This is a genomic window from Collinsella sp. CLA-AP-H1 (assembly GCF_040092945.1).
In the GTDB taxonomy this organism is placed as follows: domain Bacteria; phylum Actinomycetota; class Coriobacteriia; order Coriobacteriales; family Coriobacteriaceae; genus Collinsella.
The window spans coordinates 143,069-159,689 of record NZ_JBBNKO010000001.1 but is presented as its reverse complement, the minus strand read 5'-3'; the positions used below and the strand labels follow the sequence as shown (position 1 = coordinate 159,689).

19 protein-coding genes are annotated in these 16,621 nt (G+C 61.0%); 1 reads left to right on the top strand and 18 read right to left on the bottom strand.

The genetic code is table 11. The annotated features are described in order from the left end of the window. Nucleotide 1: 1 nt before the first annotated feature. The 6 genes from AAAV44_RS00700 to rpsP are packed head-to-tail and all read right to left on the bottom strand — an operon-like array spanning nucleotide 2 to nucleotide 3,463. On the bottom strand, nucleotides 2–913 hold the full coding sequence (locus tag AAAV44_RS00700; RefSeq protein ID WP_349114051.1) for a glycine--tRNA ligase subunit alpha: 912 nt from the start codon (nucleotides 911–913) through the stop codon (nucleotides 2–4). A 59-nt stretch (nucleotides 914–972) separates the two neighbouring features. Further along, complete coding sequence (gene lepB, locus AAAV44_RS00695; protein WP_035138578.1) at nucleotides 973–1,536, bottom strand: signal peptidase I; 564 nt, start codon at nucleotides 1,534–1,536, stop codon at nucleotides 973–975. 2 nt (nucleotides 1,537–1,538) lie between these two features. Further along, nucleotides 1,539–2,297 (bottom strand): tRNA (guanosine(37)-N1)-methyltransferase TrmD, encoded by a 759-nt coding sequence (trmD, locus tag AAAV44_RS00690; RefSeq protein ID WP_349114049.1) that lies wholly within the window; start codon nucleotides 2,295–2,297, stop codon nucleotides 1,539–1,541. 10 nt (nucleotides 2,298–2,307) lie between these two features. Next, nucleotides 2,308–2,799, bottom strand: coding sequence for a ribosome maturation factor RimM (gene rimM, locus AAAV44_RS00685; RefSeq protein WP_349114172.1), 492 nt, complete (start codon nucleotides 2,797–2,799; stop codon nucleotides 2,308–2,310). Between the two features lie 34 nt (nucleotides 2,800–2,833). After that, complete coding sequence (locus AAAV44_RS00680) at nucleotides 2,834–3,079, bottom strand: KH domain-containing protein (protein WP_171021534.1); 246 nt, start codon at nucleotides 3,077–3,079, stop codon at nucleotides 2,834–2,836. Between the two features lie 42 nt (nucleotides 3,080–3,121). Beyond that, the gene (gene rpsP / locus AAAV44_RS00675; RefSeq protein ID WP_022094749.1) at nucleotides 3,122–3,463 is read right to left on the bottom strand and encodes a 30S ribosomal protein S16; all 342 of its coding nucleotides are present in this window, start codon (nucleotides 3,461–3,463) and stop codon (nucleotides 3,122–3,124) included. Between the two features lie 240 nt (nucleotides 3,464–3,703). On the opposite strand from rpsP, the gene dinB reads away from it, so the two are divergent. Then, nucleotides 3,704–4,918: a DNA polymerase IV gene (dinB, locus tag AAAV44_RS00670; protein WP_349114047.1), complete on the top strand. Its 1,215-nt coding sequence runs from the start codon at nucleotides 3,704–3,706 to the stop codon at nucleotides 4,916–4,918. 96 nt (nucleotides 4,919–5,014) lie between these two features. Here the strand turns inward: dinB and rsfS are convergent, their stop codons facing one another. The 12 genes from rsfS to AAAV44_RS00610 form a co-directional block, all read right to left on the bottom strand. Continuing rightward, nucleotides 5,015–5,470 (bottom strand): ribosome silencing factor, encoded by a 456-nt coding sequence (gene rsfS, locus AAAV44_RS00665; RefSeq protein ID WP_250787751.1) that lies wholly within the window; start codon nucleotides 5,468–5,470, stop codon nucleotides 5,015–5,017. A gap of 28 nt (nucleotides 5,471–5,498) precedes the next feature. Continuing rightward, complete coding sequence (yqeK, locus tag AAAV44_RS00660; protein ID WP_193221482.1) at nucleotides 5,499–6,032, bottom strand: bis(5'-nucleosyl)-tetraphosphatase (symmetrical) YqeK; 534 nt, start codon at nucleotides 6,030–6,032, stop codon at nucleotides 5,499–5,501. An 87-nt stretch (nucleotides 6,033–6,119) separates the two neighbouring features. Continuing rightward, the gene (gene nadD / locus AAAV44_RS00655) at nucleotides 6,120–6,797 is read right to left on the bottom strand and encodes a nicotinate-nucleotide adenylyltransferase (protein WP_055285119.1); all 678 of its coding nucleotides are present in this window, start codon (nucleotides 6,795–6,797) and stop codon (nucleotides 6,120–6,122) included. Between the two features lie 3 nt (nucleotides 6,798–6,800). After that, complete coding sequence (gene obgE / locus AAAV44_RS00650) at nucleotides 6,801–8,267, bottom strand: GTPase ObgE (protein ID WP_349114046.1); 1,467 nt, start codon at nucleotides 8,265–8,267, stop codon at nucleotides 6,801–6,803. Between the two features lie 84 nt (nucleotides 8,268–8,351). Beyond that, nucleotides 8,352–8,609: a 50S ribosomal protein L27 gene (gene rpmA / locus AAAV44_RS00645; protein ID WP_006236075.1), complete on the bottom strand. Its 258-nt coding sequence runs from the start codon at nucleotides 8,607–8,609 to the stop codon at nucleotides 8,352–8,354. A 33-nt stretch (nucleotides 8,610–8,642) separates the two neighbouring features. Continuing rightward, nucleotides 8,643–9,017, bottom strand: coding sequence for a 50S ribosomal protein L21 (gene rplU, locus AAAV44_RS00640; protein ID WP_035138585.1), 375 nt, complete (start codon nucleotides 9,015–9,017; stop codon nucleotides 8,643–8,645). A 67-nt stretch (nucleotides 9,018–9,084) separates the two neighbouring features. Beyond that, entirely contained in the window at nucleotides 9,085–9,897 is an 813-nt protein-coding gene (locus AAAV44_RS00635; protein WP_055285117.1) for a TIGR03936 family radical SAM-associated protein, read from the bottom strand. Continuing rightward, complete coding sequence (locus tag AAAV44_RS00630; protein WP_349114045.1) at nucleotides 9,894–11,771, bottom strand: TIGR03960 family B12-binding radical SAM protein; 1,878 nt, start codon at nucleotides 11,769–11,771, stop codon at nucleotides 9,894–9,896. Before AAAV44_RS00630 ends, AAAV44_RS00635 begins: the two co-directional genes overlap by 4 nt. Before the next feature lie 10 nt (nucleotides 11,772–11,781). Then, entirely contained in the window at nucleotides 11,782–12,711 is a 930-nt protein-coding gene (locus AAAV44_RS00625) for a hypothetical protein (protein WP_349114043.1), read from the bottom strand. A gap of 18 nt (nucleotides 12,712–12,729) precedes the next feature. Next, nucleotides 12,730–13,956, bottom strand: coding sequence for an FtsW/RodA/SpoVE family cell cycle protein (locus tag AAAV44_RS00620; RefSeq protein WP_052044188.1), 1,227 nt, complete (start codon nucleotides 13,954–13,956; stop codon nucleotides 12,730–12,732). A 9-nt stretch (nucleotides 13,957–13,965) separates the two neighbouring features. Next, complete coding sequence (mrdA, locus tag AAAV44_RS00615; RefSeq protein ID WP_349114042.1) at nucleotides 13,966–16,035, bottom strand: penicillin-binding protein 2; 2,070 nt, start codon at nucleotides 16,033–16,035, stop codon at nucleotides 13,966–13,968. A 13-nt stretch (nucleotides 16,036–16,048) separates the two neighbouring features. Beyond that, nucleotides 16,049–16,615, bottom strand: a complete 567-nt coding sequence (locus AAAV44_RS00610; protein WP_349114041.1) for a hypothetical protein — start codon at nucleotides 16,613–16,615, stop codon at nucleotides 16,049–16,051. Nucleotides 16,616–16,621 lie beyond the last annotated feature (6 nt).

The window sequence follows — 16,621 nt, the reverse complement described above, 5'->3', positions numbered from 1 at the left end:
CTTACGCCACCTCGCCTTCCTGGTCGGCATTCTCGTTGACTCCGGCGACCTCGGCCATGTAGGCCTCGCAGCACGCCTTGGCGACGGCGCGGACGCGCAAGATGTAGTTGGCACGCTCGACCGCGGACAGGGCGCCGCGAGCATCGAGCAGGTTGAAAGCGTGGCTGCACTTCATGACGCAGTCATATGCCGGCAGCGGCAGCTTGCGCTCCAGGCAGGAATGGCACTCGGCCTCGTAGTCGTCAAACTTCTGACGCATCATCTCGACGTTGGCGACCTCAAAGTTATAGGCACTGAACTCGCGCTCGTTCTCGAGGAACACGTCGCCATAGGTCATGGGCGTGCCGTCGGGCAGGTAGCTCCACACCAGGTCGTAGACGGAATTGACGCCCTGCGCATACATGGCGATGCGCTCCAGGCCATAGGTGATCTCGACAGGAACGGGGTCGACCTCGATACCGCCCACCTGCTGGAAGTACGTAAACTGCGTGACCTCCATGCCATTGAGCCAGACCTCCCAGCCAAGGCCCCAGGCGCCGAGCGTCGGGCTCTCCCAGTCGTCCTCGACAAAGCGGACGTCATGGTCGTTGGGGTCCAGACCGATAGCGGCAAGAGACCCCAGGTAAAGCTCCTGGGCGTTGACCGGAGAGGGCTTGATGAGCACCTGGAACTGATAGTAGTGCTGCATGCGGTTGGGGTTCTCGCCGTAGCGGCCGTCGGCGGGACGGCGGCAAGGCTGCGCATAGCAGGTGCGCCACTCGACGGGACCGAGCGAGCGCAGCGTGGTCGCGGTATGGAAGGTACCGGCACCGACCTCGGAGTCATAGGGCTGCATAATGACGCAGCCCTGCTCGCCCCAGTACTGCTGGAGGCGCAGGATGATGTCTTGGAAGGAAAGCGATGAAGCGTTCATGCCTCTAATATCCCCTCGTCGAAACGATTACACGGTTAGGTACTGTACTATAGCGGTTTTTAGTCGATAGCGCCGATGCGGTTGAGCGGCCAGTAGCGCACAAGCGCCACAGCGATCAAATCAGAGCGATCGACGGGACCAAAGTAGCGTGAGTCGGCAGAGTTTTCGCGGTTGTCGCCCATCACCCACACGCACCCGTCGGGAACGGTGTAGGGATAGCTTACCTGAGCACCGGGCGCTTGGACCGAAAGTGGCCAGCTCATGCCCGTCGTATAGTCCTCGTCGAGCGCTTGGCCGTCAACGACCACCTTGCCATCCTGCAGGTCGACCGTCTGGCCGGCCGTGGCAATAACACGCTTGACAAGAACATCATGCTCGGAGGTGCCATCGGGGTTGTGAAACACCACGATATCGCCCTGCTTGACGGGCTGACCGAGCTCGAGGCTCACCTTTTGTGCCAGGATCTGGTCGCCAATCTCGATCGTGGACTCCATGGAGCCGGTGGGCACCACAAAGGGCTCGACCACAAACGAGCGAATCAAGAAGGTGGCGACCAATGCGATCGCGATGACCGCGATCCACTCAAAAGCGCCCCTCAACGCGGAATGCTGCGATGGAACCATTCTCACTCCTCGCTCTGCGAATACGAAGCGTCCAAAATCTCCTGCGCGTAAGCGCGCTCCCCGGGCGTGAGCCGCGCTGTCTCGATCAGATCGGGACGCCAGCGGCAGGTGCGCTCGATGGCGTTCTTGCGACGCCAGGCATCGACCTTGGCGTGATCGCCGCTCACAAGCACCGGCGGCACGCCCTCGCCGTTGAACTCGGCGGGGCGGGTGTACTGCGCGTACTCGAGCAGTCCTCCGTCCTCGGCGGTCGAGAACGACTCGTCGACGTTGCTCATTTCGTCACCAAGGGCGCCGGGAATCAGGCGTACGACGGCATCGGCCACGACCATGGCGGGGAGCTCGCCGCCCGTTAGCACATAGTCGCCGATCGACAGACGCTCATCGGCATACGCATACGCGCGCTCGTCGACGCCCTCGTAGCGACTGCACACAAACAGCAGGCGCTCACTTTTGAGCAGGCGCTCGGCCACATGCTGCGTAAAGGGCTCGCCACAGGGGGTGAAGAACACAACCGTGGGCTTGGGACCCTCTGCGCCAATGGCCTCGATGGCCTCTGCGATAGGCTCGACCTTCATGAGCATGCCCTGCCCGCCGCCGTACGGCTCGTCATCGACGGTACGATGGCGGTCGTGCGTCCAGTCGCGCAGGTTATACGCCTTAAAATCAAAAAGGCCGGCCTTGCGGGCGCGGCCCAAAATCGATGTGGACATGACGGGCTCAAACATCTCGGGAAAGACCGAAAGGGTCTCAATCAGCATGTTGTCCTCCCTACTTGTCCATATCGATCAGGCCGTCCATAACGTGGACGGAAATTGTTCCTGTGTCGGGAAGATCGAGCACAACCTGCTCGATCACGGGAATCAGTACCTCGCCGTACCGATCGCCCTCGACAGCCCAAACATCGTTAGCGGGCGTCGACATGATCTCGACGATCGTGCCGAGCGAACCGAAGCGCTCGTCGACCACCTCGCGACCCATCAGGTCGGTATAGGCGGCGTCGAGCGAATCAAGCTCAAAATCGTCACGATTTGCCAGCACATAGCATCCCGTGATGCCCTCGGCGGCCGTCAAGTCGTTAATGCCCTCAAACGAGACCAGATCGCCATCGCCCGTATCGGTGACGGACACGACCGTGCAAAAGCGGTCGCGCTTGAGCGCCGGCGGCGTCAGGGCGACGCGCATACCAGGCTCTAATACAGAAGGAAGCCCCCGCAGCGGCTGCGCGAGGACCTCCCCCTTCCTTCCGTGCGGCTTGACCACACGGGCGATGTTTTTGTACTGGGACCTCAAGGTCCTAGCCCAGAACCTCTACCTCGACAGCAGTGTCGAGGCGAGCGGCCAGTGCACGGGCGAGCGTGCGAATGGCCTTGATGGTACGGCCACGACGGCCGATGACCTTAGCGACGTCATCCTCGGCGACCGAAACCTCAATCGTAGAGGCGTCGTCACCATCGATGACCTCAAGGCTCACGGAATCCGGGTCGTCGACGATCTGAACAACGAGATATTCGACGAGATCGGCGATGCGATCTGAGAGCATTGCCTCACCCTCGAGCTGTGCAGCGTCAACCTCAGGCACGATTTACTCCTCGGCGCCCTCAGCGGCCTCAGCGGCAGCCTTAGCGGCCTCGGCCTCTTTGGCGAGCTGCTTCTTGGACTTCTTGACGACGGTCTCAGTCTTCTCGCCCTCGTTGGCGGCCTTGACCAGAGCGGCGACGGCGTCAGTGAGCTGAGCGCCCTTGGACTGCCAGTCGGCGATCTTCTCGAGGTCGAGGTTGATGGTCTTGGGGGCGGTCATCGGGTTGTAGCGGCCAACCTCCTCGATGATACGACCGTCACGCGGAGCGCGGGAATCGGCGACGACGACACGGTAGTACGGACGCTTCTTAGCGCCGTGACGAGCAAGGCGAATCTTGACTGCCAAAGGAAACTCCTCCAACCAAGCAGCTTTAGGCTGCAACTACAAACAAACAGTTGAACATAATACGCCATCGACGCGGGCAGGTGAAGTCCGTGAGACCAACTTCTTCGGTGTAGTCGAGGGCAAATCCATATCTTAGACAAGAATTCGGGATTTGCAAGCACATACACGCACCCCACATGAGCTGCGCGGTATACTCATGACATGGAAAGACGCGAACATACATACGGTTATGAGGATGCCATGGGCGTCACGCCGCCTCCCTGGACGGGTCCGGCGGTGGGCCTGATGGACCTTGATGCGTTTTTTGCGAGCGTGGAAATGCTCGATCATCCCGAATGGCGCGGAAAGCCGCTCATCGTGGGCGGAGACGCCGATTCGCGTGGCGTCGTGTCCACGTGTTCGTATGAGGCGCGTCGCTTTGGCGTGCACTCTGCCATGGCCTCGGCCGAGGCGCGGCGCCTGTGCCCGCAAGCCATTTGGACGCACGGGCACTTTGATCGCTACCGCGAGGTGAGCGCGCAGGTCATGGCGATTCTCGCCGACGAGACCCCGCGCGTTGAACGCGTATCCATCGACGAAGCCTTTATCGATATCACACCGGGTCGCTTTGCGCCCGAAGACCCGCTGCTGGTTGCGCAGCGCATCAGCGATCGCGTGGCAGCGCTGGGGGTGACCTGCTCCATTGGCGTGGGCTGCAACAAGACGGTCGCAAAAATCGCAAGCGAGCGGGACAAGCCGTTTGGGCTGACCATCGTGCGCCCTGGAACCGAGCAGCGCTTTTTGGCCGCGCTGCCGGTATCTGCCATGAGCGGCATCGGACGCTCGGCCGAGGAACGGCTGCGCCGCATGCGCATCTACACGCTTGGCGAGCTGTCACGCGCACCGGAATCCACCTTGGCCTCTATTTTTGGCGTCAACGGCGAACGCATGCGCCAACGTGCGCTGGGGCTCGAAATCTCCGAAGTCACAAGTCTCGATGAAGAGCGCGAGGTCAAGTCGGTCAGCAATGAACGCACCTTTGCGAAAGATTTGACTGAGCGCGGGGACATCGAAGCGGCGATTGCGCTGTTGGGAGAGTCAGTGGGACGCCGTCTGCGCCGTCAGGGACTAACAGGCGCCACGGTGACGCTCAAGCTTAAGTATTCGTATGGCAGCGGGCGTACGGCACAGCGCCGGCTGCCTCATCCGACCGACGATGAGAACATCTTTGTAGCGGTGGCGCTCGAGCTGCTCGACAACATCTGGCAGGAAGGCATGCATGTGCGCCTGGCGGGCATCGGCATGAGCGACTTCGACCATCAGGGCGGCATCCAGACCGACCTGTTCTGCGAAGTCGACGACCGCGGAGCCCAATCCAGCGACCGTCGCGACCTCTCGGTCGCCATCGACGCCGTCCGAGACAAATTCGGCGACACCGCCCTATCCTTCGGCCGCCAATCCCGCTTCAACGATTAACCGCCTTTGGACAAAAAGAAAGCCGGGCAGGTGCGGAAAACCGCACCTGCCCGGCGATATGCGTGAGGGTAGCTAAACTCCGTCTCAAATGAGCTACTAGAGGAGGTTGAGGGGGAGCTGGGGGGCGTCGCCCCAGAGCTTCTCGAGGCGGTAGAAGTCGCGGGCTTCGGGAGTGAAGACGTGGACGACAACCGAACCATAGTCCATGAGCATCCAGGTCTTCTGCTCGCGGCCCTCGATAGAGAACGGATGCTCGCCGCAAGCCTCGGCGACCTTCTCCTCGATCTCGTCGACGATAGAATCGACCTGGCGGTTGTTGGCACCGGTGGCAAGCACAAAGTAGTCGCATACGTCGGAAAGCTCGGTCAGGTCGAGCACCTGAACGTCCTCACCCTTCTTGTCGTAGGCGGCCTGCGCGGCGGCGCGGGCAACATCCTCGGCGGCGACACCGCTCGCGGACAGCGAGGCGGCGGTACGGTCGGACGTGGCGGCGAAGCTCTTGTGCTCCACACCTTCAAGAATCTGCTCGTCGGTCATGGTCTCGTCGGCCATGGAATACCTCTTTCTAGACGCACCCGAGCTAACGCAGCTGGGCGTAATGGTTGTAAATCGTAATAGCCGTGGGATAAAGATAGCGCCCGGACTGGATCACATAGACCAGACCCTGCGCAAAACAGGAGAAGAACAACTCATCGAGCGTCGACTCCCCCACCATCTTGCGCAGCGCATGCGCATAGTCGCCGTGGCGGTTGGGCTCGATGGCATCGGCCACAAAGACCACCATATCGAGCGGCGTCATGTCGCAGGCACCCACGGTGTGACGGTCGACAGCCTGGAAAACGGCCGGCGACAACTCGGGGAAAAGCTGCGGAAGCTCATAGGCGGCAACAGGACCATGCAAAAGCGGCGTCGCGGCGGAAGGAGAGCCGGCAATCTTAATGCCGTAATGCAGAGCGCGCGTGACCAGCTCGTCGTCGGAGAGCACTTTGTCCCAGTCATGGATCAGGCCGGCGGCAGCGGCATCAAAGCGGTCAACGCCGTAGACCTCGGCCAGATGAAGTGCGGTCTCAGCAACACCCAGCGAATGCACATAGCGCTTGCGCTTATCCTTCATGCGAACATCGAGCAGCTCTTGAATGCGCTTGAGCAGCGCGCGCTCATCGCCCTCAAACTGATCCTCTACCGACAACGTAGACCCCCATCACTCAAAATCTTCTTGGCCCAAATCGGCATATAGCCTGCGTTTGCGAATATAGCCGAGCACGGACTCGCTCGTAAGATAGCGCACGCTCATGCCGCGGGCAACTCGCTTACGAATGTTCGTCGAGCTGATCGCCAGCGCCGGAATCTGAATATAGCGCACGTCGAACGGCAGCCCCGACTCTTTGATTCGGGCACGCGCCGTATCGATATCAAAGCCCGGTCGCGTCGCAGCAATAAAGGTGGCAAGCTCAGCGATTCGTTCGGCATCATGCCAGGTCACAATATCAATAATCGCGTCAGCGCCCGTAATAAAGTAGAGCTTTACCTGCGGCGGGTAAAAGTCGCGAAGGGCATGAAGCGTATCGGCCGTATAGGTTACGCCCGGACGGTCGATCTCGAACCGGCTCGCCAAAAAGGCCGGGTTCGCAGCGGTGGCGAGGACCGTCATGGCATAACGGTCCTCGGCAGGCGTCACCGGCTTGTCAAGCTTAAAGGCAGGAGAACCCGCCGGCATAAAGAGCACAGCGTCCAAGTCGAGCGACTCGCGCGCCTGTTCGGCGGTCACCAGGTGCCCGTAATGGATGGGATCAAAGGTGCCACCCATAATGCCGAGCCTAAACTCCTGCCCGTCCTCTAGAGGAAGCTCGGGCAGACCGATTCCACCGCGCAGCGACATGGCTTACTCGCCCTCCGAGGTCTCGGCATCGTCCGCGGCATCCACCGCATCGACAATCTCGACGCCCTCATCCGCAGCATCGGCCACGTCAATGGCCTCGACGGCAACGTCCTCGCCAGCATCCTCGAGCTCTTCGTACTCCGAGAAGTCCTCGGCGCCCTCAAAGTCAAAGGCGCGCTGGCAAATGCGGACCTCGTCGCCCGCACGGCAACCGGCCTTCTCGAGCGCGTCGTCAACACCCATACGCGCAAACTTATGCTGCAGGTAAATGACGGCTTCCTCGTTTTCCCAGTCGGTCTGGATGACCATACGCTCAATGGCACGACCGACCACGCGGAAGGCACCGGGCTCTTCCTGGACAATGCGGAAACGCTTCTCGCGCTGCAGGCGGCGACGCTCCCACTCCTCGTCGCGCAGATCGACCGGCTCATCAGAGACCGCCAGCTCGGCGCGAAGCTTAGCCACCTGCTCGCCCACGGCAAGCATCAGCGTGTTGAGGCCGGCGCCCGTCACGGCAGACACGGCAAAGAACATATGTCCATCGTCGAGCGCTGCGCGCTTGAGGTCGGCAATCTTGTCGGCCGTGCCCGGCGCATCGCACTTGTTGGCAACGACGATCTGCGGACGCTCCGAAAGCTCAGCGCCGTACTGCTCGAGCTCGCGGTTGATGATGTGATAGTCCTCAACCGGATCGCGATCCTCAAAACCACCCGTCATGTCGACGACGTGCATGATCAGGGCCGTACGCTCAATGTGGCGCAGGAACTGGTGACCCAGGCCACGGCCCTCGCTCGCGCCCTCGATAAGGCCGGGGACGTCAGCAACGACGTAAGAATATTCGCCAGCACGCACCATGCCCAGATTGGGCACGAGCGTGGTAAACGGATAGTCGGCGATCTTGGGACGAGCGGCACTCATGCGCGCGATGAGCGAGGACTTTCCCACCGAGGGGAAGCCCACGAGCGCGGCATCGGCCATAAGCTTCATCTCGAGCTCGATCCAGTGCTCCTCGGCCGGTTCGCCCAGCTGAGCAAACGCGGGCGCGCGGCGCACCGACGTCACAAAGTGCGTGTTGCCCAGACCACCGGCGCCACCAGGGGCCACGACGACGCGCTCGCCATCGTGCACCAGGTCGGCAATCTCGAACATCGGGGTCTGCGTCTCGGGGTCGAGCTCGCGCACCACGGTACCCATAGGGACCTTGAGAATCAGGTCCTCGCCGCTCTTACCGTTACGACGGGCACCCTGTCCGTGCGTGCCGCGCTCGGCGCGGAAGTGATGCCTAAAGCGGTAATCGATCAGCGAAGACAGCTGAGCATCGGCCTGGATGACGACATTGCCGCCACGACCGCCGTCGCCGCCATCGGGGCCGCCCTTGGGGACAAATGCCTCGCGCCTAAACGACATGCATCCGGCTCCGCCGTCGCCGCCGCACACGTTAATGCGGCTGATATCGGTGAACTGTGACAACAGAATCGCCTCCTACAAAAAGAGGGAGACCCTTGAATCCTAAAACTCAAGTGCCTCCCACATATGTGCTCTATGAAGGGTGAATTACGCGTTCGCGAGCGGGCGTACGCTGACCCTGTGCTTGATACCCTTGTGGAACTCAACGGTACCGTCGACCAGCGCGAACAGCGTGTCGTCCTTACCACGGCCAACGTTCTCACCCGGGTGGATGTGCGTGCCGTGCTGACGGACGAGAATCGTGCCCGTGGTTACCGTCTGGCCGGCATAGCGCTTCGTGCCAAGGCGCTGACCGCGGGAGTCACGGCCATTACGGGAGGAACCGAGTCCTTTTTTGTGTGCCATTGTGTATACCTACTCTTTCGTTACGAGTGTAATCTACTCGGCGACGGGAGCCTCGGCAACAGCCTCAGCCTCTGCCTTGACAGCCTTCTTGGCGCGGGAGGTAGCCTGGACCTTCACGATCTTCAGCTTGGTGAGCTGCTGACGGTGACCCTTCAGACGACGATAGCGCTTGCGCTTGTGGAACTTGAAGACCAGCTGCTTCTCGCCCTTGAACTGCTCAACGATCTGAGCGGTAACCTTGGCCTTGGCCAGCTTGTCGGGATCGGTGACGATCTTCTTACCATCGTTGAGGAAGATGACCGGCAGGGTGACCTTGTCGCCCTCATTGCCCTCGATCTTCTCGACGGTGATGACATCGTCGGTGGCGACCTTGTACTGCTTGCCGCCCGTGTTAACGATTGCGTACATGTTTACTTGCCCTTCATGCATCAGTTAGTGCAACAGCCGAATATAGTAGCAGGCGAAAATACCCCCGTCAACGAGTATGTGGAGCAAATCCACAAGTTCGCACAGGTATGGGGCTGACGAGTCGGCCCTCGTCGTCCTCGCATGCTTGATTCTGACGCTCGACATCGTAGGAGCAGATGGTCACGAGGTCTTGCATACCGGTGGAAACAATAGGTGCATCCACGCCCGGGGTCAAGCCCTGCAACAAAACATCAGCAGCAGAAAGCAAAATTTCCGGACGCATGGAGCCCTCGTTGTCGGCATGGGTGTCGAGCATGAGCACCAAATGGTCCGGGCGCTCCCCCGCCGTGAGCTCATAGCCCACGAGCGTGTGATCCAAATCCAAGCGCTTGCTCTTTTTGCCGCGCGCGTAGTCGATGCCGTGGCCCGCGCGCAGCGTGTCGATCGCACGACGCACCTCGTCGGCGCTTACGGGCGCCTCGGGATCCAAGTGCAGGTCGATGCGATACGACAGGCGCGTGAGCTGCGCCGTCAACGCCGGCGTGCGCACGTCGATGTACGCCGCCTCGATGGGCGCCAGATCGGCCGGAGACGCCGCAGCCAGGCGCCCAAACGCCTCGTCGAGCGCCACGAACTCGGTCATAAACAGGTCATACCACTCGCAGGTCGACGACGTACCCACCGGCAGCGCCGAAGAGAAGCCCACGCGCATGTGCGGAGAGAAGCCCTGCGTGACGGCATAGGGAAGTCCCGCACGGCGCACGATGCGCTCAATGGTATGGATTACTTCGAGATGGCCCAGGTACTTAAGGCGATCGCGCTTGCCATAGCGAACACGAAGCCTAAAGAGCGAGGGGTTGTCGGTCAGGCGCTCACTCATGCGCGATCACCCATCAATACATTCTTGGCGTGGAGCGTGGGGCAGATCCCGCAGCCGGTGCACGACGTGCGGGTGCAGTCGGGTGTCGTGACGCCCTCGAGCGAGCGACGGTACTCGCGCTCGAGGAAGCCGCGCGTGCAGCCGGGGCTCACGTGCTCCCACGGCAGGCGCCAGTCCAACTCGTAGGGCAGGTGCACGAGCTCATTGAGGTCGATGCCGTTTTTGGCAGCAGCTTCCTTCCAGTTATCGAGCGAGAAATGCTCTACCCAGGCGTCAAAGCGAGAGCCCGAGCGCCAAGCATCGATGATGACGGGCGTCATGTCACGACCGGCGCGGGACAGCGCGGCCTCGATGAGCGAGGTCTCGGCATCGTGGTAATGAACGCGGACGGCACGGTTGCGAACGCTCGTGATGAGCAGCTTCTGGCGACGCTTGACGTCGTCGTAGTCGAGCTGCGGGCACCACTGGAACGGCGTGGCAGCCTTGGGGATAAAGACCGAAACCGAGATCGACACCGAGATCGAGCCGCGACGAGCCTTGGGCACCACGGAACGACCGAGCTCCAGCACGTGATCGGCCAGATTGGCGATGGCCACGATGTCCTCGTCGCGCTCGCCGGGAAGGCCCATCATAAAGTAGAGCTTCATGCGGTTCCAGCCGGCCTCGAAGGCCGCCTTGGCCGCACGGTCCAGGTCCTCCTCGGTCACGTTCTTGTTAATGATGTCGCGCATGCGCTGGCTGCCGGCCTCGGGCGCGAACGTCAGTCCGCCCTTCTTTTCGCCGGCGACCGACTCGGCCATATCCACGCCAAACGAATCCAGGCGCTGCGACGGAATAGACACGCGAATACCCGTATCCTCCAGGCGGCGGTTGAGCCTGCCGAGCACGTCGCGAATGCAGGAGTGGTCGGTCGTGGAGAGCGAGGTCAGCGACACCTCGTCATAGCCGGTCTTTTCCAGACCCTGAATCACCGACGAGACGATCTGGTCGGCCGAGCGCTCACGCACCGGGCGATACGTCATGCCGGCCTGGCAAAAACGACAGCCGCGGGCGCAGCCGCGCAGGATCTCGATAGACAGGCGGTCGTGGACCAGCTGCGCATAAGGCACGCACGACTGCGACAGCGGATTCGTGGCGCCGAAATCCTCGACGACGCGCTTGTAGACCACGGCCGGCGCATCCTTGCCTTCACGCGGCACGGTGTAGCCATGCGGCGAGCAGGGCTCGTCGTGACGAACCTCATAGAGCGACGGCACGTAGTTGCCGGCAATGGATGCAAGCTGCTCAACAATCTGCGCGCGCGGGACTCCTTCGTCACGCAGGCGGCGATGCAGCTGACAGGTCTCGAGCAGCGATTCCTCACCCTCACCGATGAGGATGGCATCGAAGAAGGCCGCGTACGGCTCGGGGTTGTACACCGAGGGACCGCCGGCGATGATAATGGGGTCGTCCTCGGTGCGGTCGGCCGCTAACAGCGGAATGCCAGCGAGGTCGAGAGCCTCGAGGAAGTTCGTCACCGCCATCTCGTGCGGCACATGCAGACCGACGATATCAAACGAAGCGACCGGCGCTGCACCCTCGAGCGAGAGCAGCGGAATGCCTGCCTCGCGCATGGCGTCACCCATATCGGGCCACGGCACATAGCCGCGCTCGCAGGAGATGCCCTCGGCCTGGTTAAGGATGTTGTAGAGGATGGCGATGCCCTGGTTGGGCAGACCGACCTCGTACACATCCGGGTAGATCAGGCAGCAACGGTAGTCGGCATCGGCTTTGGAAAGCGTGCCCCACTCGTGATCGATATAGCGGCTCGGTTTCTCGACCTTGGCGAGCAGCGGCTCAATTAAATGAAAACAGTCTTGGTATGCAACGCGCAACGGAAAACCCCTAAGCTGCGAGATCGGATGCGTCCTGATAGGACGCCATAGGACGGGTAGCGCCCGCGACCGTGGTCACCAGATCGCGAACGCGGGAGAACGTGGCAGTGACCACCTCGTTGGCACGGCTGTAGTCGACATCGCGCTCGTAGAGCGAAACGAGCGCACGGCCCATGCCATAGGTGCCCGCGGCAGCAGTGAGCGCCTTGACGGCAAACCCAATATGAGGCGTCTGCTTGACGAGCGCGCGGGTGACCGCGCGGATCACAAGACCGCCGGCAAGCACGCCCGCGACCTCGTAGCCGCGCTCAGGCTTAATGCCGCGTCCAAAGACGGCAGCGAGCTCAAAGAGCATGCCCACCTGCGCCAGCGCCATAACGGGATAATCGGCGCCCGGCAAAAACACCAGTGCACCGGTCGCCATATTGGTGAGCGCGCACGAGGTGATGATACGATTGGCGGCCGCGATGCGCATGAAGGCAAAGTTCGCCGCAAAAGCCGTTTCCTTGTCGGTGCGATCGAGAATCCAGCGGGCAAGCGTCTCGAGCAGATACGTCTTATCGGTTGCCGCTACCACGCCGAGCATGGACGTGGACTCCTCGATAAACGGCACCTCCACAGCAGACTCGGCAAGCACGCACACGGGCGCGCCGGCGATCACGAGCTCCTGCACGGCACTCTCCAAGCGGTCGGAACCACACGAGAGCACCAGTACCACATCGGTATCGGTCTTTGGAGCTATTCGCTCCTCCCCCAGACGCTCGACGCGCACAATGCCCGAGGTCGTCTGCGGCACAAAGGCGTCACGCACCGTCTCGGCCAGAAAGCGCGAGGCGGACGAATCCAGATAGACCGAGACGCGCACCGGCGTATCGGAATCCTTCTTAACGGACGCGCCCATCTTAAAAGCGCGGGTCAGCTTATCTACGGGAATTTTCATAGCAAACCCCTCCAGCGGTTACGCGGCGCCCGAACGATGCCGCCATATGGATTGTACGATACCCACCGTCAGCAGCTGAATCATCATCGAAGACGAACCGAAGCTAATAAACGGTAGCGGAATACCGGTAATCGGCATCATGCCGATGCACATGCCGATGTTTTCGAAAGTCTGGAATGCCCACATGCCGACGATACCTACGCACGATAGGCGCAGGAACAGCGACTCACACTTAAAGGCGACGCGAATCGTCGAAAAGATCAGCAGCACGTAGAGGCACAGGAGAAAAAAGGAACCGCAAAAACCAAAGGTCTCGGACAGGAAGGCGAAGACGAAGTCGGTGTGGAACTCAGGCAGAAAGCCGCCGGCCGACTGCGTCGCATGGCCCAAACCCTTACCAAAGAAGCCGCCCGAGCCAACGGCGATAAGCGACTGCTGCAGGTTGTAGGCATCGTCCGAATCGGCATTATCGGGGTCGATAAAGACCGTCAGACGGTTCATCTGATACTGCTTGATGAGCACATCGTGGCCGAGCAACGAATCAAAGACCGAATCGAGCGCCAGGACGAGGGCCACCAGGCCCACGAGCAGGGCCAGGGTCGACAGCACCCATTCGCGGCGTGCACCGCTCATGCAGATGACGATGGCGCCCGAAACCAGCACGACCAGGCCCGAGCCCAGGTCACCCATGGCAACGACGGCCAAAAACGGAATGGACAGCATGCCGCAGAGCTTGACGTAGTCGCGAACGGTATCGATGCGACCGTTATACTGCGAGCCAAGCGTAGCAATAAAGAAGATGGTGATGAGCTTGGCAAGCTCAACCGGCTGGAATGTCAAGCCGATACCGGGAATCTTGATCCAGCCCGTCATGCCCAGACCGCCTGTATAGGACAGACCCGGAATCTTGGGCGAGAGAATCACGATCAGGTCGATGACGAGCAACGCCGTCGAGAAATTGGAAATACCGCGCAGGTCGGTACGCCAGACCAGCACCGCCAGCACCGTACCGATTCCAATTCCCAGCAGATGGCGTGAGAACGAAGCGTCGGCCTTAAACTGCGAAGCCGACCAGATAATGATGGCACCGTAGGCGACGAGAGCCACAGTAGCCACGAGCACACCGATATGCACCTTTTGGCGAAACGTGCCGCGCGAGGCCGAAAGTTGCTTGTTGACACGGTCCAGGCTGCTGCGAGAGCCGGTCTTGGTTGAACGGAACAGATCCGCCGGAGAAAAATCCATCGCAACCTCCTATCGAACCGAAGAATCGCCCGAGGCCGAAGAGGTATCGGGCTCGCCATAAATCACGCCGAGCACGTCGCGCACGACATGCATCGCGGTATCTGAGCCACCGCCGCCCTGCTCCAGGACGGTAGCGATGACATACTTGGGATCATCGGCCGGTGCATAGGCGCAGAACCACGCGTATTCGTCCTCGCCACTTTTCTCGCCCGTGCCCGACTTGCCGTATACCTGCGGCGTCAGGGTGCCAAAGTGCGCCGCCAGGGACGTCGATGCCGTGTAAATCACGTCGTGCATGCCGTTGCGAACAAGAGCCAAATCCGAATCGCTGTTGATCTTGGCCTCCAGGCGCTTCTTCTTGCCCTTGCCATTGTACTTATAGGCATCGCCGTCGCCATCGCGCGACACGGCAGACAAAAATACGTGAGGCACGTACTGTTTGCCGCCGTTGGCAAGACCCATATAGGCGCACGCCATCTGCAGGGGCGTCACCAGGATGTCGCCCTGGCCGATGGCAATGTTGGTCATATCGCCGGCATTCCACTTGCGGTCCTCGGCAGAGGCGTCGGTGAAGTATGACTCTTTCCACTCGGCATCGGGAATACGACCCGCGCCCTCACTCGGCAGATCGATACCGCAGGTCTTGCCTAGGCCCCAGCGACGAAAGACCTCCTGCAGGCCCTCGGGATGTTGCTCGTCATAAAAGAACGCCTTGCCCATGTCGTAGAAGACGGGGTCGCACGAGTTGGCGATACCCGACTGCAGCGTCATGGTGCCGTGGCCAGACGTCAGCCAGCAGCGCTTGCCCCAAGCCTTGCCCAGACCCGTCCAATAACCCGTGCAGTTGGTTGTCTGCGTTGAAGTGTAGGTTCCAAACTCAAGACCGGCCAGTGCCGAGAGCGGCTTGATGGTCGAGGCCGACATGTACTGTCCGCTAATGGCGCGGTTGAGCAGCGGGTGCGAACCCTTGTCATCATTGAGCTCGGTCCACACGTCATTTGAGACGCCGCCGATAAAGACGGACGGATCGAACTTGGGCTGGCTCGCCATGCCCAGGATCTCGCCATTGTTGGGATCGAGACACACCACAGCGCCGTTGCCGGCATTGCTGTAGCCAGTGGTCTTGGCAAGCTCGATAGCGCTCGCCAGCGCCGTCTCACAGGCCTGTTGGATCTTAAGGTCGAGCGTGAGCTTAATGTCGGAGCCGGCCTTCGCGGGCACGGCGCCGGCCTGACCGGTCACATTGCCCGAGGCATCGACCTTGACGGTCTGCTCGCCACGAATACCCTGCAGCAGGTTTTCGTAGTAGCTCTCAACGCCCGCCTGGCCCACGATATCGCCCGACTGGTACGTAATCTTGCCAGCAGAAGCATCATCATCGCCAGAGGTTTTCTTATTCTGGGCCTCGAGCTGCTCGGAGGTAATGGTGCCGGTATAGCCCAAGATATGGCATGCCGTCTCGCCATATGGATACTGACGCTCGGTACGCTCGGCAATCTTGACGCCCGGGAACTCGCCGGCGTGTTCCTTGATATAGGCAACCGTGGAGCGACGGACGTCCGTCGCGATGGTATGCAGGCTCTGAGCGCCCTCTGTATTGTCCTGAATATTGCGAAGGACCGCCACGTAAGGCATTCCAAGCACGTTGGCAAGATGGCGAACCAGAACCTCATCCTCGGCAAGGTCGCGGTAGGCCACGACAGCAAGTGAGGGACGGTTCTGGACAAGCGCCACGCCATTGCGGTCGAGGATGCGGCCGCGCACAGCGGGTGTGGTAACGGTGCGAGTCTGATTACTATTGGCCTGCTTCTCGTAATAGTCCGACGAGACCATCTGCATGCCCCACAGCTTGACGGCGAGCGCCGCAAACATCGCGCCCACACCCGTGGTGAGGATGGAAAAGCGGCCCTTAAAGGCGGTCACCGCGGTATTGCCCTCGCCCTCGGTGGCGCGCGGGGCCGTTCCATGTTGCGTATCGTAGGTAAAACGGGAATCGCCGCGACGCATGATAACCAGCGCGACCACGATGGCCACAACCAGCACGATACCGGCGATAATAACCGTCATCTGGGAAGACATCTACGGGCCTCCCCTATTTGAGCTTGCGGGTCTTGGGCTTAAAGCGCATACCCGTCTGGCGTCCGCCACGTGCGGAGAATCCATAGCCGGACTGCGGCACGACGCCGGACATCAAAAACGGAATGGCAACCAGACCCGTCAGGATCGAGGACGGCAGCGCATGGCCGAAGATCGCCACGACAAAGCTCGTCTCCAAACCCATAAACAGCAAGATGATGCTGTAGATCACATTAATGACGAGCGCAAAGGCGCCCACAGTGACGCCGCGCGCACTCGGGGTACCGCCCGTCTGACCGACGGCGCTGTGCACCAGGGCAAAAGAACCCACGGTCAGCAGGAGCGACATAACGCCCACCGGCACGGCAGCGGACAGGTCATAGAACAAGCCGCTGCAAAAACCGCACACGACGGCACGAGTCGGGTCGCCCGAGAACACGCTTAGGCACACCAGGATAATCATGAAGTTGACGCGACCGCCCGCAATGGAGATCTGCGGTGCCAGGCCTGCCTGCAGCAGCACGCACACGATGGCGGCGATCACAAACGTGCGGGAGCTCATCCGCTGTTCGTGTAGATCCATGGACAT